The sequence below is a fragment of the Candidatus Woesearchaeota archaeon genome (genome assembly GCA_003695435.1).
Taxonomy (GTDB): Archaea; Nanobdellota; Nanobdellia; order Woesearchaeales; family UBA11576; genus J101.
In genome coordinates, this window is the sequence record RFJL01000019.1 from 1 (window position 1) to 16,823 (window position 16,823).

Below are 16,823 nucleotides of genomic sequence, written 5' to 3' on the forward strand. Positions count from 1 at the left end.
GAGTTCCGTCAGAAAATCCATCATTTGGTGTAACGCACGCTTGCCAGGTTTCGTCTATGCTCGTCTCTTCGTTAATGATGAGATTTGTCCTATTCTCGTAAAGAGTTTGAATTTGTTTCCCTGACAAGTTTAGATGGAATACTTGTAAGCCATCAATCTCTCCGTTAAAAGTGCTTTCAGATCCGCTAAAGAGTCTCCCTATAGTGACGTTTTGAGAAGTGTTGTTCATTGCCACATAAGACCCCGCTGAGCTGGTAGTGACTGATTCCTCAACTCCGTTTACGTAGAGCTTAATACCGTTTGGAAGAGAAGAACCGTCATAGGATGCTGCAATGAAATACCATTGATTTGTTGAGAGTGTTGAGGATCCTTCTGCACCTATGTTTGCAGAGATTGAACCACCATTGAACAAATGCAAAAATAATTTACCTGCTGCAAGTTGGAGTACATACTCTGCATTGGTTGGAACTCCTGGTTCTCCAGAAGAATACTTAGAAATAATTGGATTTCCTGATGTGCTTTTCGCGTTAATCCACGCAGTTATTGTGAATGGAAAATCTTGTGTGCCATTTCCAAAGCTTAACTCAGAACTGTCCGGAACGATTATTTGATTTCCCGACGATGTAAACGTGTACGCCCCCTTACCGTCTTTTCCTCCTGTTGCATTAAATACAGCAGACACCACTGTGCCATTATTCCCAAAAGTAGAATAGTCAATAGCAGTAGAGGAAGCAGAAGAATGGTTTTCAAAAGGCATATTAAGAACAGCAATACTCTCAAAATCAGTTCCATTCCACAATCTCCAATCAGTGATATTCTTCACAGAATCTCCATCTGCATCAAAAACATCAAAGTGGAGAGTGAGGTTGTCTGATGTAAGGTTTTGAGGAGATGTTGCGTTGAGTGTTACGTTTTCAACAAGAGGTAGTGCGAAGGAAGTTATTTGATTTCCCGAGCTTTCTCCTGCGAGTATGGTAAATGCTTGTTCTTCTTCGTTCGAACTTGTTGTGGAGGTGCTTGCTGTAGGAAGTATTGTGCTGTTGGTTTTGCCTGTTGTTATGTTTGCCTCAACAGCTACGTTTTTTTCAGGTGCTGACGCTGCAAATCCTGTGTATGTTGTTCCATAGTGGTGCAAGAGTGCGAGTGCTATGATGAAGAAGACAACTGCGTACAGTTTCCAGTTGAGTTTATTCTTTTGCATGCCCTCTTTTTGCTATGGCGTAGAGTGCGCTTGGTTTTTTATTAAGGAGTTTTGCTATTTTGTATATGGTGTATCCGAAGTGTTCTTGTAGGTAGATAATGACGTGTTCAAGAATGGAGTGTGATCTGTCTGCGAATATTTTGACGGGTATACGTATGTCTGAGTCTGGGTTGAAGGGTCCTGGGTGTTTTTTTTCTGCCCTGTTGATTGAGGTCCATATGGATCTGTCGTCTCGGTTGAGGAGGGCTGCGATTTGTGCGTAGGTGAGATCGTAGTGATCTTTGAGGTATTTGCAGAGACCTTCTGAAGGGCTAAGCTCGCTTGCAAATGCAGCGAGCGGCACGGTTTGCTCGCCCTCCTCTGTGTAGAGACTTTGAATTTTTTCAAGGGTGATGCCTTTTTGTTTTGCGTAGTGGAGCACTTGTTTGAGAAGTTGTTCTGTTGCGGGGTCTAGCGTGGACGTATCAGAGTACTGCATTAGTATACTTCTTTACTGACAGAGTTTATAAATAAATCGGTTTTTATAGTGAAAATACTGACAATGAAGAATTTAGTTGAATAAAAAGGAGATATTTGAATAGTAAAATACTTTAAAATAAGAGCATACTGGAATAAAACAATGTAAAATACTGTTTATGAATAATTAAAATACTTAATATTAAACATACTTCCACTTCACCGTTCCAAAAGGCATGCTTATAAATACCCTTCAAAAAAGAGCAAGTTATGCCCTATGAACTTATCCTTGCTGAAAAGCCAAGTGCTGCAAAAAAAATAGCAGAAGCACTCTCCGATTCTAAAATCATCAAAGAAAACAACAAAGGAGTGCCCTACTACCTTGTCTCGCACACTACCAAGGATGGAAAACACAAAGATATTGTTGTTGCAAGCGCTGTTGGTCATTTATTTGGTGTTGATGAAGAAGAAAAGAGCGGTTGGACATATCCTGTCTTTAACATGAAGTGGGTTCCAACCTATCTGAGTAAAAAAGGAAATTATGCTAAAAAATATGCAGATACCTTGAAAAAACTCGCAAAAGGTGCAAACGAATTTACCATTGCAACAGATTATGACATTGAAGGAGAGGTTATTGGTCTTAACATTGTTCGCCACTTGTTCAAACAAAAAGATGCGAACAGAATGCACTTCTCAACACTTACGAAAAATGAATTAAGAAAAGCGTATGAGAACAAGATGCCACATCTTGATTGGGGACAAGCAAATGCGGGCGAGACAAGACACTTTCTTGACTGGCTCTACGGTATCAACCTCTCACGCGCACTATCTCTTTCTGTCAAGCGTGCAAAGAACATGTTTAAAGTACTCTCCATAGGACGAGTCCAAGGTCCCGCGCTTAAAATCATTACCGATAAGGAAAAAGAAATTCAAGCATTCGAACCTAAGCCATATTGGCAAATTGAGCTTACAGGTGTTGTAAGAGGAGCTCCCCTCATAGCACTGCACGCACAGGACAAGTTTTGGGAAAAGGAAGATGCAACAAAAGCGTATGAGCATGCCAAAGGGCATGATGCAAAAGTTGCAAAGATTGAGACTCGTCAATTCGAACAAAAACCACCTACTCCGTTTGACCTTACCTCTTTGCAAACAGAAGCGTATCGCTCATTAAAAATTCAACCAAAAGACACGCTTGCGATTGCGCAAACGCTTTACACCGACGGTCTGATTTCCTATCCGAGAACATCTTCTCAAAAATATCCTAAGGAGTTGGGACTTGATAAAGTAATGAGAGAATTTCTCAAGCACGGAACCTACAAAAAACTTGCAGAAAAACTTTTGCAAAAACCACTCATTCCAAATGAAGGATCAAAATCAGATCCTGCCCACCCTGCGATTTACCCAACAGGACAGTTCAAACAACTCACTGGCAGAGAAGAGAAAATCTATGATTTAATCGTGCGAAGATTTCTTGCGGTATTTGCTGAGCCTGCAAAGCGTGAAACGATGAAGATCACTCTTGATTGCAACGGTGAAGAATTCAGCTCAAAAGGAACACGCACAGTGTATCCTGGTTGGCATGAGTTCTACGGACCCCACGTGAAATTAGAAGAAGAAGAACTTCCCAAAGTAGAAAAAGGCGATGTGGTCAAGGTTGAAAAGTTAGAACTTCTTGAGAAACAAACCCAACCTCCCAAGCGTTACACTCCCGCGTCAATCATAAAAGAATTAGAGAAGAGAAATTTAGGTACGAAAGCAACACGAGCAAATATCATTGAAAATCTCTATCAAAGAGGTTATGTGAATGACAAATCTATTGAGGCGACAGGTCTTGGTATGCGTACCGTCGCAACGCTTGAAAAGTATTGTCCTGAGATTCTTGATGAAGAAATGACACGTAAATTTGAAGAAGAAATGGAAGAGATTAGAGCGCAGAAAAAGAAAGAAGAGGAAGTACTTGAAGAAGCAAAAACAAATCTCTCCAAAATTCTGGATCATTTCAAGAAGAACGAAGCACTTATTGGTGAAGAACTTGCTCAAGCAACTATTGAAACAAGAGATGAACTCTCGCATATCGGCAAGTGCCCCTCGTGTAAGAGCGGAGATTTACAGGTTCGTAAAGGAAAATACGGTCAGTTCATTGCATGTAATAAGTATCCTGATTGTAAAACCACGTTTTCAATTCCTGCAAAGGCAAAGGTAACAAGCATGAAAAAAGAGTGTGAGCATTGTGGCTACCCTATTGTTTCAATTGGCACAGGTAAGCGTCCTCGTGTGACTTGTCTTAACCCAGATTGTCCTGGTAAAAAGAATGAAGACGAGGAAAAACAGATGAAAAAAGCAGAGTCTAATCCTTGTCCTTCTTGTGGTAAAGGGCAATTAGTGATTAGAAAGTCAATTTATGGTAAATTTGTTGCTTGCGATCAATATCCTAAATGTAAGTATACTCAGAAATTTGAGGAAGGTAAAACCGACGAGCACATGTAGTTGTTTGCTCGTACAACACGTGTCCCGCGAAGAACCCTATTGGGTCTTGTAGTCTCTTTCTTGTGACAAAGAACGTATTTTAAAGAGTATGTGATCCCCCCTAGTACATGACTCTTGCTAAAATCCTGCAACTCATCTTCTTTCTTTGTTTATGTGTAAGCGTAGCTGCGCAAACAGACTCCATTCATTTGCTTGCAGTCTCAGAAGATAAGGGTACGTTTACAGGAACAACTGCGAAGCTGTTTTTGGAAATCAAACCAGGGCAAGGAAGAGTGTTTATTGAAACAATTCCTGCTGCTAAAGTGGACACCCAGCTCTCAACACGGTTTGCTCAGCAGAGTGCATGTAAGTTTACCAATACTGATTGTTCAAAATATGATTTTTTTTATCAGATCCAATCAAGTAGCTCACTTATAGGGGGCCCTTCTGGGGGTGCTGCAATTGCAGGACTTACCGCGGCGATGTTGCGAGGAGATGATGTTCGTGATGATGTTGCAATTACTGGCACTATTTCTTCAGGTTATTTGATTGGACCTGTGGGTCATGTTCTTGAAAAAGTAGAGGCTGCTGCGCAGAAGAACCTCTCGTTAGTACTCATACCAGCAGGCCAAGCGGAGTATCATGACGAAAAAAACCGCACATTTGACGTAATTACTGTTGGTCGCCTTAAAGGTGTTGAAGTTAGAGAAGTGGAAAACCTTGCTCAAGTTGTCTCTCTTATTACAGGTAAAAAAATAGAGGAGAAACCTCAAGAGATCGTTCTTCCTCCCTTTTATGAGAAAACTATGAGAGAAGTTGCTCAGGAACTTTGCGATCACAGTACAGAAAAACTATCCCTTCTTGAAACAGATGAACTTGGAGAAGATGAACAAGCATTTGTTGAAAGAGGTAAGGAAATTCTATTGGAAAGTGAGAATCTCACCGATCAGTATTATGCAAAGGCTTCGCGCTGTTTTTCAGCAAATGTTCAATTTCAAAAAGCAATTGACCTTTTGAAAAATGAGTCTTCTGTTGAAATGCTCAATGAGAGTATTTCTTTATTTGAGTCCGAGCTTGACGCGTATGTTATTGAGACGCTTTCTGATTTACAAACGATGATGATCGTTCGTGAGCGTTTAAGAGATGCTAAGGAGCATCTTACAAGTGATCCTTCATATGCGAAGGTGCGTTTTGAGAGCGCGCAGTCCTGGGCTCGTTTTTTTGGTATGCCAAGCAGAGAATATAAGTTAGATAAGGAAGCCCTTGCAGCATCTTGTTTTGCCAAACGTGGAGAGGTTGAAGAGTTACGACAGTACTTATTGCTTTTCGTAGAACAACTCGGGGGAACGCAGACACGTCTTGAAGTTATTGATGAGCTTGCTCAACAGGGAGATTACGCTTCTTGCTTGTATGAGGCTGCCCTTTTGCATGCGGATTTGCAAGCAATTGCTTCAACGCTTGGCGTTTCTTCTGAGGAGTTTGAACAGCTTGTTGATCGTAAGTTGAATGCTGCAAAAACGTCTGTTGCACAGCAAATTGACCAAGGCATTTTTCCCATGGCTGCTTATGCATATTATGAGTTGGGAAGATCTGTTCAGGAGAGCAGTCCTGCTAATGCTTTGATTTATGCGGAGTATGCTTTAGAACTCTCTGAGCTTGATTTGTATTTTGAGCGTGAACCTGCAAGAAGCGTGGTGAATTTGAACTTTGTTCCTATGGTTCTCTTTTTTCTTGCAGGGCTGATCTTCGGTATTGTAATCGGTATGAGCATGCGTAAGAGAAGGCCAAGAAAGTTGAGATTGCGTTAATCAACACATTTAATAACTCATAGCACGTTCTAGTAGCAGATGGAACATAAGAGTCTTCATAACGGATTCACCATTCCCACTTTGGGCATAGGTACGTTTGGCATAGGCGGATTTGATGAACCCGATCCTTCAAATGAGGAAGTATATGTTAATGCACTTAAAAAGAGCATAGAGTTGGGTTACACACATATAGATACCTCTGAGAGATATGCATGGGGATACTCCGAGGAACTCATAGGAAAGGCCATTCAAGGTGTTGAACGTGATACTCTTTTTATCACATCAAAAGTGTGGGAGACCCACCTTCACTTTGACGATGTCATTGCCAGTGCTGAATCAAGTATACGAAGAATGAACTGTAAGTATCTTGATCTCTACCTGATACATTTCCCCAATGAAACTATTCCAATCAAAGAGACCATGGCTGCGATGAATGAGCTGGTTGAAAGAGGGCTGGTGAAATATATTGGAGTAAGTAACTTTACCAAAGAACAATTCGTTGAAGCCCAGAAACATAGTAAGCATCCTCTTGTCGCAAACCAGTTGAGACATAATATCTGGTCAAAGAATATCGATCTTGAGACCATTAACTGGTGCAGAAACAACAACATTATGGTCATAGCTGATAAGCCATTGGGAAGAGGAAAAATAGTTGAAAGTGTACCCTTCGTTGTTGAGTCTATTGCGGCAAAGTACAAGAAGACTGCAGCTCAAGTAATCCTACGATGGCTAACACAGAAGACCAATGTGGTTGCCATATTCAAATCAACTAATGATAAGCATTTAGAGGAAAATAAGAATATCTTTGATTTTAGGCTTACTGATAAAGAAGCAGAAGATATTGATTCTTTAATCACTAGTTCTTGGTAATAAAACCCTGGCAAAAAGGTCCTTGCGGACCTCTTTGCTGGGGAAAAGAGGTGATTGAAAACCCTGGCAGGGTGGCATCGCGAACGATACCATTCCTGCTGGGGAAAAGAGGTGAGTATGAGCCCCCATCTGTTCTTACTGTGTAGTAGTTCGAACTCATATATAAAACTTTCTCTTTTTTAGTATCTCAGAGTAGTAACATCTGAGATATTTATAAATGGTCCGCCCTTAGTAGCATTATGGCAGGTTATGGAGTGCATGCGACAAAGAAGAAATTCATAGAATATATTGAAAAAAAGCTTCGTAAAACAATAAGGGAACAAGGAGGTCTTAAAAAAGACGAAACAGTTGTTTGCTCCGACTTCACCTACACAGTACTCAAACGCATTCTCAACCTCCCCTTCAAACGTGGTGATAAAGGCACCGTCATTCTTGATTGGTTTCTTGAGGATGAAGTAGACCTCTTTCTGCAAGACATCTCAAAAACACCCCATAAAGAACCACAAGGGATTAAACTCTATCTCCACTTGGAATACGACACCATCAAAACCTATGCGCAAGCAATCAAAGAAACACCTCCGCAAAAAGAATTCTCCAACCGCATCCAAAGACTAGAGAAATTGCAAGCCCTTTATCCTGAAACGAAACATGCTCTTCTGAAAACAATTCAAAAATTAAAGGGGAACTGATTAAAAAGAACTCGCACTTGCACAAGTATGAACAACGTTGCAAGTGTTCCACTTCTTCTCACGCTTCTACTCTTTTTTATTCTTTCTAGTTGCACTTACCCTCTAACAGGACAGAGTATCGCAATTCCACGAGAGCAGGGGCCTCCCATACGAGTAGTGTTTTGCCCCTCTGCGCTGTGTGAGAGTGTTCTAGTTGCATTCATTGAGAATACCTCTTCAACACTTGACTGCAGCTTCTACGATCTGCAATTAGAAAATGTACTAGACGCGCTTAAGAAAAAAAGTGCGACAAGCAAGGTGCGCATCGTCATTGATAACGTAAATAAAAAGAGGGAGAACACCCTTCCTTTTGTTCGTTTTGATACGTCTTCGCAGTATTCTCACAATAAGTTCTGTGTGAAAGATGGCTCTGTTGTGCTTACAGGTTCTATGAATCCCACCTTCAACGGGGCTTATAACAATAATAATTCTTATGTGCTTATTGCTTCGCATCTCCTCTCTCAAAACTATGAAGAGGAGTTTGAAGAATTGTGGAGCGGTAAGTTTGGCAAAGGCAGATCTGTTCGTTATGAGCGCATAATATACAATAATGAAATGATTGAAAACTATTTTTGCCCAGAGGATCACTGTGCGCAACACATCATCAACGCAATAAACAAGGCTCAACAAAGCATTTATTTTGCTACGTTCTCATTTACTCATAAAGACATAGCTCAAGCCCTTATTGATGCTCACAACAGAGGCATTACTGTTTCTGGCATCGTTGAGAGACGGGCAAATTCGCGCTATCATGTAAAGCCCCTTCTTGAAGCCTCTGGCATCTATGTTGCGTGGGATGAAAATCCTGCAACAATGCATCATAAAGTTTTTCTCATAGATAACACCACTATCATAGGGTCTATGAACCCTTCTGTTTCAGGAGATACTAAGAACGATGAAAACATTCTTATACTCCACTCCGAACAAGTTACCGAGCACTACAGGAAGTTACTTCCTTAAACGCATAGGTGTATGATGGGAAAGGAAATAGTTAGAAAACCAATTGCAAGCGGGCAATTTTACCCCGACAACTTTACGCAACTTGATGAATTTATTACAACTTGTTTTACCGGGTCAAAAGGTCCTGCAGCAGTCTCTTCTCGGGGTATTGAGGACGTGCAAGGCATTCTCGTTCCTCATGATAAGTATGCGTTTTCAGGTCCTACTTGTGCTTGGGGATACGCCGAGCTTGCAAAAACGGAGGCTCCTCAGACCGTAATCATTCTCGCACCAGCTCTTTCTGGCTCCACTACTTGTATTTCAAACCAGGATTTTGAGACTCCGTTTGGAAGAGTTGCTTGTGATGTGCCTCTTGCAAAGGCGATGATAGAGCAAGGCATACCGCTTAATAATTATCAACACGGTGTTGAGCATCAAATAGAAGTGCAAATACCTTTTGTGCAATACGTGTATCGAAAACACTTAAACAAGTTGAAGCTCATTCCTCTTCTTATTGGTGATCAGGACCCTGAAGAAATCATTGAAAAACTACGTGGAGCCCTTGAACAAGAGCCTCGTAGGGTGAAATGGATTATTTCCACCAACCTTACACATTATGGTCCGGGGTATCATTACCTTCCCTTTGAGCTTGATGTAGAACAAAAACTTGAGGAGCTTGATAGAACGATGATTTCTCTGATCAACACACCTCAAAAACTTCTTGAATATGTTCACGAAAACAGTGTGCAGTGGTTTGGATTAAACAGCATTCTTATTGCAAAAGCGTTTTTGGGTGAGGCTCAACTCGTACACTACACGAATACGGGAAAGATTCTTGGTGAGTGGAAGAACGTTGTTAGTTATGCTGCGCTTAAATTCGTCTAAGCTCTTGTTCTATTTCATCTTCTATTGTTTTTTTCTTAGGTTCTTTCTTGAGAAGTCTTTTACGAGGAGTTTTGTATGCTAACACCCCTATGATAAGTACTAAAAGAATTGTTGCAATGGTTTTGTAGGGAGCTGACTGTGTAAGATTCTCTTCGAGCGTGGATTCTTGTGTGAGTTCTTGTGTGATATTGTTGTTTTCTTCTTGTTGGTCAGGGGAGGATGTTTCTGCAATTTTTTCTATGATTTCTTGTGATGTTTGTTCTTCTTGCGTTATGATTGAGGCGTTTTCCCTTTTTTGTTTTGGCAAGGGCAATGTTGGGTACGTGCGTGGAAGTGGTCGGTAAAGAGTAATTTCTAGGATTGACTCTTTATCAGAGTCATCAAACAGCACAACAAGGTCTTTTTTAGCGTCTCCTGTTATATCAATGTCAAAGGAGATTCCTTTGAGGAGACCTACTTGACCTCCGTCAAATCTTTTTAAGGTTGCAACACCGTTACCGTAGTTGGTAAAGGTGAGATCATATGATCCGCTGTCAAGGACTACGCGAAGAATGTTTCCTGATTGAAGTGTTACTGTCTGCGTGGTTGTGCTTGGTGTTACTAACACAACTTTTTGAATGATGCTCTTGCTACTTCCCCCGCTTCCTCCACCACCTCCGCTACTTCCTCCTGAGTTGCTTGACGTGGTTGTTTTGGTTCCTTTTATTGCGGTGTGGGTGAGGTTTGAAAGCTTAATGGTGTTTCCCATGTCTTCGCATAAGATGTGTGCAACCGTTGTTGTACTGCTGTTTCCTAAGCAAGGGGTGAGGTCATATTCGTCTTGTCCCGTACAGTCTGCGCTAAGCGTTCCTGTCGTTGTGGTTATTGCATCTTTAACACATAAGGAGTCGTAGGAGTTGTCATCAAAAAGTACTGTTTTTGTTGTGTTTACTCCTAGGTTGATGACAAGTTCATCTCCTGATTGAATGAGTGTAATGTTACTTAAGTTAAGGGGAGTTGTGAAATCGTAGGTGAAGTTGATGAAGGGAGTTGTTCCTTTTCTTAGTTCAATGGTGGTGTTTTCTGAGGGGTTTTGAGTGTTGTTGAAGAGGGATCCATTGATGTAGAGTTGTATTGTTGTTATTCCTGTTGCGTTGATCGAGGATACGTTTCCTTTGATCGTGTCATTGGTATCTGCTATGCCATCTCCATCATCGTCAGGTAAGACTTGAAGTGTTGTTGTGAAGGAGTCGTTGATGTTTCCTGTTGTGTCATTAACGAAAACACGCAGCGTGTAGTTATCAGATGCATTTGGTATGAAGAGTGTTTGCAAGGTGGCGTTAAGCGTAAGATTGGTTGTGTTAAGTGTTGATGCGTTAATGGAGATGATCGCAGTGTCTATTGCAGTGTTCTCTGTTGCGTTGAGTGTTAGGATGTGTTTTGCACCTACTGTCTTGGGTCCTTTGATGCTGATGTTGTGTACTTGAGGTGCTGTGATATCGGTGATGTTAACAAGTGCGCTTGATTGTTTAGTGATAGTGGTAAGCGAGCTTGTTGCTGTTGCACGTGCTGTGTTGTTAATCGTTCCGTCTGTGAGTGTTTGTGCGTTGAGAGTTATCGTTTTGTTCTGACTTGCGTTGAGGGTGAAATTCCAGACGTAGTTGGTATGATTTTCTGAGGTGTTTGTAAAGAGCAATGATGAGTTGGAGAAGAGTTCTTCTAGCGTTACGTTGATGGATTCATTCTCATAGTTCGTGATGGTTATCGTGTAGAATAGTGATGCGTTAAGCCCTGCGTTTGAAGTGTTGCTTGTTTTCTCCACGGTGAAGTTGATGGTGGGTATGATCGTTGTAAGGTTAAAATGGGGGGTATCTATTTCTTGGTAGAATCCTGTGTAAATAGTGAAGAATTCATAAGTTCCCTTTCTTGTTGGTATTACTTGCCATGTGGTGTTGCAAGAGTCTCCATCGTTGAGATCTCCACAACTTACAGGGTTTGGTGACGTAGTGTAGAACGGCTCAGCACCTATTGTTGTGGGCACTGCTCCTTTAAACTGGATTGCACTTGCTGCGTTGATGCGTGGAAAGGTGAGTCCTGTTGCGCTATCAAGAATTTTTTGACCTGAGAATTTTAAGATGTGTTCAAGGTTTTCTGGTTCAAGCGATCTGTTGTAGTTGAGTTTGAAATAGTGGATGAGTAGTGCTGAGAGTCCTGCAACGTGTGGCGTTGCCATGGATGTTCCGGAGTCAACGCGGTGTCCTCCTGTGTGTGCTGTTGAGGTTATTGCTTCGCCTGGCGCGAGAAGGTCGAGGGTGAGTCCTCTGTTGGTAAAGCTGGAGATGGTTGTTCCGTCATCTGTTGAGCCTACGCTTGTTGCGTTTTCAACGCATCCAGGATCTGAGATGCCTTGTGCTCCGCTTGCTCCTTTCCCCTCGTTTCCAGAAGCAACGGTGACGATGATGCCTTGTGCGCGTGCGGAGTTGATTGCAGCGGACATGGATGTGTCTTCTCTATCACAGTACATACTCGAGTGGTATGTAGGATCACCTAAGCTCATAGTAATAACGGAAATGTTAAGTTCTGCTGCGTGAGCAACGCACCAATCAACTCCAAGTACTGCGTTGGAAAGCGATCCTCCTCCTGCCGAGTTAAGTGCTTTGATCGCAACGAGCTTCACGCCTGGTGCTACGCCGGTATAAGTGGGGTCTCTGCTTGCGATAATCCCTGCTACGTGTGATCCGTGACCGTTGTCATCCATAGGATCGTTATCACCATTGACAAAATCATAGCCTCCTATAACTGTTGGGCAGGAGCCATCACTAATGTTTGCTGTTTGTGCGCAGGAGCCAAAATCCGCGTGAGTGTATGCAATGCCTGTGTCAATAACGCAGACCGTCTCTCCCGAGCCATTGACTTGAAGTCCCTTGTAGGTGATGTTATCCGCATTGATTGATGCGACACTGGTGTCAAGCATAATAGCGATGGGACGGTCAATCTCCACGTTAATGATATCATCTCGTTCAAGGAGTTTTTTTATCTCATCCTTGGTAACATTTGCTGTGAAAATTGGAACTGTTTTTGAGGTCTTGTTGATAGTAGCGCCTGTTGATCGTGCGATGATGTTTGCCTTTCTTTCAAGGAGTTTTTCTCTTGTTTTGAGTTTGACGTGTTTGATTTCTTTGCTATCAGTACTTTCTATTTTTGGTAGGTAGTTGTCTTCTTTGAAGGTGACAATGACGCTAAGATGCTCGCTTGCGTTTTGCTCTTGAGGATCTAGTATTGCTTTTACATTTGTGCAAGGACCCCCCTTGCAAAGAACTCCGGTCGTGATGTTAAAGGTGTTATTGAAGTACGCAGTGGATGATGTGTTGGGTGTTATGAGGTAGGGTTGGAGTATTCCTTGTTGTTCTACACGAATGCCGTATTCTCCGCCTCCACTGTTGGACCACTCAAAAATTTTGACGTAATACGTGCCGTTTTGTGTTGCTCTCCATACGATCTCAGATGTTCTTGTAACGCCTAGTTTGATATCGTCGTTTTCTGCGAGAAGTGTTGTTCCATCTGTACTGTAGAGTTCTATTTGCGTATCAGTAATGTTTATTGGTGTGTGATTGGTAGTGTTGATGACGTATACGTGTCCTGCTGTTGCGTTGAACTTGACCCAGTCTTGATCATCAACGGTGAAGTTGTGTTGTTGAAACGTGCCGTTTGTTGGTATCCACGTGGCGTTGGTGTATGTGCCATCTGGCTCGTAGAGGTCTTGTGCGTGCAGGAAAGGCAAAGCTAGAATCAGGATGTATAGGAACAGCACACCTCTTTTCATGGGTTTGAGGGGGTGAAAAGTTGTTTATAAATGTGTTGACGTTTTTGAGTTAATCTTAATTGAGTATATAAGACCATTTTTCACTTCGTGAAAAATAAGTGGCTACAAGAAGCCTTCAAGATTTTTTGCGCATGCAAAAAATGGTCTTAATAAAGATGAGAAGAGACTGAAAAGGAAAAGAATAAGGAAAAAGATTAAGTGCTACTAGATAGTTCTAGTAGTAGGTTTGTGCAACGTAGTCGTCGCCTTCTTCGCCTTCTCCTTCGTCACCCTCTTTCTTTGCTTTTTTGTAAGCAATTAAGAGTGCGAGTACTACAAGCACGACGATAAGAGCAATCAAAACAGTTTCGAATACTTTCTTTACTGTTGATGTTCCTTGTGCTTGTGTGACGTTTGCTGAGAGGCTTAGTGAGCTGACTTGGTTTCCTGCTGCATCTTTGACGCTAACAACAAAGCTGTGTGCTCCTTCTGTTGCGTCTTCTTTTGCTGCAACGTAGATGTAAACTGTTTCTGAGTCTTTTGCACCGACAGTTACGGTGTTTGATGGACTCATGCGTACGTCAGCAAAGCTTTCTGCTCCTTCTACACCAATGATGTATGTTTTCGCGGTGGAGGTGGGGTTGGTGAAGGTTATTGGGTAGATTGCTCCGCCTTCGCCAGCTACGACGTCTTGGCTTTGTGCGCCTACGCTGATGACTGGTTTAGCTTCTTCAACTGCTGGTGTTCCTGCATTGTTGTTTACAGGTTGTGCGTTGCAGGTGCTTCCATCAGTTACTTTGATGGTTTTTACCGCAGTTGTTTTTTCGTCACCATCATCATAGGTCACTGTTGCGATGATGTCGTATTCTCCAGCCTCTGCACATTGTGGGATGCGTAGGTAGAGTTCTTCTGACGTTTTTGATTCTCCTGACTCAACGTCGAGGTAGTCTGGAAGTGCTTTTACTCCTAGTTCTGGAATAGCTACTTCTATTTTAACGTCGTCTTCGTCTTTTTCTCCGAAGTTTTCAATATCAACAAGTGCTCGTACTGAGCGTCCTGCTTCCACAGCGTATGCTGGGTCGATATCGAAGTCTTCGATGACGATGTTGTGACGAAGTTCTTTAACGTTGAGTGTGTAGGTTTGAACGATTTCGTCACCGAGTCCAGGTCTGAAGTAGACTCTTAGAGTGTATCTGTCAGCATCGATTTTGTGGTTGAGATCAAGGCTGAGTTTTTTGATGACTGAGTTTCCAGCATCAAGGTCGAAGGTATCAGTAACGTCTGATACTCTGTCGTCTTCGTCTTGTGCGACGATGACCGCTTCGATCTCAGCATTTTTCACATCTTCAAATGCTGTTACTTTGACTTTGACTTCGTAGGATTCATCTCGTTGATAGTCAATCACGGATGAAGTGCCTGGGGTTAGTTCATCTCCGTCGAATTTGACGAAGTCGATTGATCCATCAAGTGCTTGTGCACTGCCGCCGACAATGACGAGCATGGCAAACACGATGAATGCACACAGTTTTTTGATATCCATTGTTGTTCCTCCAACCATTGTTAATGTAAGTTTACTCCTTGTGAGGAGTACCTATATATAAAGGTTACTTATTTGTACTACTATTTAGTAGTTATTCGCCTTTATGTATTTATAAATAATTAACCTTGAACGCGTAGATCGCGCCATACAACGCGTCTAATATCATCGTTCTGGACAATGATGCCAAGATCATACACGCCAGGTGTGAGATCTCTGCTATCAAACTGAACTCTTATGGTGGTCTGATCACCATCATCAAGATCAAACTTGCCAGATTTCTTCCAGTCAATACCATCAATATACGCAGTGACATCGACATCTTCAAGGTCAAAGCCAAGCTCGTTTTCAAGAGAGATAGCAACAAGTACTTCGTCCTTGTTAAGATCACTAATCAGCGCTGTGCTGGTAATGTAGAGTGCATCATGACCTCTAAGATCATGCGCCGGTTCTTGTGATACAGGTATTTCTTCAGGTGTTTCTGAGTCGTCACCAAAGCTTGAACAGTCTTCGTCGTAGATGTCTGTAAACCCGTCACCATCATTGTCGATACCATCATTGCATTGACTAAGTACAGTGGGTTCTTCTGAATCATCAGTACTACTTGAACAATCAGGATCAGCAAGGTCAACAAGACCGTCCTGGTCATTGTCAATACCATCAGAGCACTCAATCGTTGAGCTCTCATCATTATCGGTGAGGTGATCGCAGTCAGGATCAGCAAGGTCAACAAGACCATCGCCATCATTATCTACCCCATCATTGCACTGAGCAAGGGTGTGTTCTGAATCGTCATTTCCCCCATCACAATCAGGATCACTAAGATCAACAAGACCATCGTTATCGTTATCAATACCATCAGAGCATTGGAAGATGTGGTCTTGTGACGTGTTAGTCCTTACTTGTACGGTGTGGGTGTCGCGATCCCCTTCTGAGTCAAAGACTTGGAAGAAGATTTGTGTTGCACCATCTCCTTGTACTAGGATAGTAGCAAGTGTTCCCGAGATGTCAACAGTGATGACATCCGTATCGTATCCTGAGACGAACCAGTTCAAATTGTTTGCATCTTCAACATCGCTTGCAAACAGGGCAAGGTCAAAGATGTACTGATCTGCAAGGGTTTGATTGAACTGAGCATCAAGAGCCAACTTGTCCATAACAGGTACGTTGTTCAAAATAGGTAGTTGGATAGGTTGTTGCATTGTTTGGTTGAATGCGTCAATCTCTATGATATGAACATCTCCAAGAGCAGCATCAACAAGAGGCACATCAACGGCATAATAGTAGATACCGTTATTGTTTGAGATGTGTGTTGCAGTTGCTACTGCACCACCTTCAAATTGCACGCGTAATGCATCAACTGCGTCTTGTGTGAGTGCTCCGTTATTCGTGAGCATAAAGGAGATGTACATTGTCTCTCCTCTATTGAATTGCGTTGCGATCTGTGAAAATGCAGCGTCTTCAAAGATGTTGAGTCCTGAGACTTGTGGATTGTTTGATCCTGACCCTGAGCTGAGTACGTGAATGGGTACGATAAGGTTTGAAGATGCAAGGCCGTCATTAACGGTGAACGTAACGGAGTAGTCTCCCACGTCTGATTCTTGTGGTGTTCCCGTAAAGGTTCTTGTTTGTGCGTCAAAGCTTGCCCAGGAAGGCAGGTTGAGAGCAGCATATGTGAGTGCGTCACCATCAGCATCTGTTGCAAGAACGCTAAACGTGATCTGGTTGCCTGCTACAACGTAGCGGTCTGAAAGAGGGGTGAACACAGGTGCTCTGTTCACATTATTAACGCTAAGTGTGATTGTTTCAGAGTCTGTTGCTTTGCCATCACTTACAGTAAACGTGATAGTATAGGTTCCTGCATCAAAAAATCCAGGTTGTGCAGTAAACGTCTGGCCGGTGAACGTTGCAAAAGCTGGAACACCTGATGCGGTGTACGTAAGTGCGTCACCATCAGCATCTGTTGCAGATACTTGAAAAGAGAGTGTTGCTCCTTCATCAACTTGTTTATCTCCAATAGGTTCTAGTACGGGTGCGTTGTTTTGTTGTGCTGGCAAGACAAAGATCGTGATAGTTTCTGCATCCGTGATTGTTCCATCTGATACGATGAAGGTTACTGCATAAGATCCTGCGCTTCCCGCAGGAGGGTTTA

At 42.3% G+C, this 16,823-nt stretch carries 11 protein-coding genes; 6 read left to right on the plus strand and 5 right to left on the minus strand.

Going from position 1 to position 16,823, the window contains the following annotated elements; genetic code table 11:
* Together D6774_01310 and D6774_01315 are read right to left on the minus strand one after the other, a co-directional pair.
* The coding region (locus D6774_01310; protein RME78383.1) for a LamG domain-containing protein at window positions 1-1,201 on the minus strand (1,201 nt) is incomplete at its 3' end.
* On the minus strand, window positions 1,188-1,679 hold the full coding sequence (locus tag D6774_01315) for a hypothetical protein (protein RME78384.1): 492 nt from the start codon (window positions 1,677-1,679) through the stop codon (window positions 1,188-1,190). The genes D6774_01310 and D6774_01315, both read right to left, overlap by 14 nt.
* A 248-nt stretch (window positions 1,680-1,927) precedes the next feature.
* Between D6774_01315 and topA the strand changes: the two genes are divergently transcribed.
* From topA to amrB, 6 genes are all read left to right on the plus strand, one after another.
* Complete coding sequence (topA, locus tag D6774_01320; GenBank protein ID RME78385.1) at window positions 1,928-4,144, plus strand: DNA topoisomerase I; 2,217 nt, start codon at window positions 1,928-1,930, stop codon at window positions 4,142-4,144.
* Between the two features lie 107 nt (window positions 4,145-4,251).
* On the plus strand, window positions 4,252-5,931 hold the full coding sequence (locus D6774_01325) for a hypothetical protein (protein ID RME78386.1): 1,680 nt from the start codon (window positions 4,252-4,254) through the stop codon (window positions 5,929-5,931).
* Window positions 5,932-5,970: 39 nt separating this feature from the next.
* Window positions 5,971-6,801, plus strand: coding sequence for an aldo/keto reductase (locus D6774_01330; protein ID RME78387.1), 831 nt, complete (start codon window positions 5,971-5,973; stop codon window positions 6,799-6,801).
* 239 nt (window positions 6,802-7,040) lie between these two features.
* Entirely contained in the window at window positions 7,041-7,490 is a 450-nt protein-coding gene (locus D6774_01335; protein RME78388.1) for a hypothetical protein, read from the plus strand.
* Window positions 7,491-7,517: 27 nt separating this feature from the next.
* A complete protein-coding gene (locus D6774_01340; GenBank protein RME78389.1) occupies window positions 7,518-8,489 on the plus strand; it encodes a hypothetical protein in 972 nt (323 codons plus the stop codon).
* A gap of 12 nt (window positions 8,490-8,501) precedes the next feature.
* Window positions 8,502-9,353: an AmmeMemoRadiSam system protein B gene (amrB, locus tag D6774_01345; GenBank protein ID RME78390.1), complete on the plus strand. Its 852-nt coding sequence runs from the start codon at window positions 8,502-8,504 to the stop codon at window positions 9,351-9,353.
* Here the strand turns inward: amrB and D6774_01350 are convergent.
* From D6774_01350 to D6774_01360, 3 genes are all read right to left on the minus strand, one after another.
* Window positions 9,340-13,155, minus strand: coding sequence for a hypothetical protein (locus D6774_01350; GenBank protein ID RME78391.1), 3,816 nt, complete (start codon window positions 13,153-13,155; stop codon window positions 9,340-9,342). The genes amrB and D6774_01350 overlap by 14 nt on opposite strands.
* A gap of 214 nt (window positions 13,156-13,369) precedes the next feature.
* On the minus strand, window positions 13,370-14,692 hold the full coding sequence (locus D6774_01355) for a hypothetical protein (GenBank protein RME78392.1): 1,323 nt from the start codon (window positions 14,690-14,692) through the stop codon (window positions 13,370-13,372).
* A gap of 101 nt (window positions 14,693-14,793) precedes the next feature.
* Window positions 14,794-16,823: hypothetical protein (locus tag D6774_01360; GenBank protein RME78393.1), on the minus strand; the 2,030-nt coding region annotated here is incomplete at its 5' end.

Coding starts and splice junctions, on each gene's coding strand:
- D6774_01315 (RME78384.1), bottom strand. CDS start 1,679: ATGCAGTACTCTGATACGTCCACGCTAGACCCCGCAACAGAACAACTT.
- topA (RME78385.1), top strand. CDS start 1,928: ATGCCCTATGAACTTATCCTTGCTGAAAAGCCAAGTGCTGCAAAAAAA.
- D6774_01325 (RME78386.1), top strand. CDS start 4,252: ATGACTCTTGCTAAAATCCTGCAACTCATCTTCTTTCTTTGTTTATGT.
- D6774_01330 (RME78387.1), top strand. CDS start 5,971: ATGGAACATAAGAGTCTTCATAACGGATTCACCATTCCCACTTTGGGC.
- D6774_01335 (RME78388.1), top strand. CDS start 7,041: ATGGCAGGTTATGGAGTGCATGCGACAAAGAAGAAATTCATAGAATAT.
- D6774_01340 (RME78389.1), top strand. CDS start 7,518: ATGAACAACGTTGCAAGTGTTCCACTTCTTCTCACGCTTCTACTCTTT.
- amrB (RME78390.1), top strand. CDS start 8,502: ATGATGGGAAAGGAAATAGTTAGAAAACCAATTGCAAGCGGGCAATTT.
- D6774_01350 (RME78391.1), bottom strand. CDS start 13,155: ATGAAAAGAGGTGTGCTGTTCCTATACATCCTGATTCTAGCTTTGCCT.
- D6774_01355 (RME78392.1), bottom strand. CDS start 14,692: ATGGTTGGAGGAACAACAATGGATATCAAAAAACTGTGTGCATTCATC.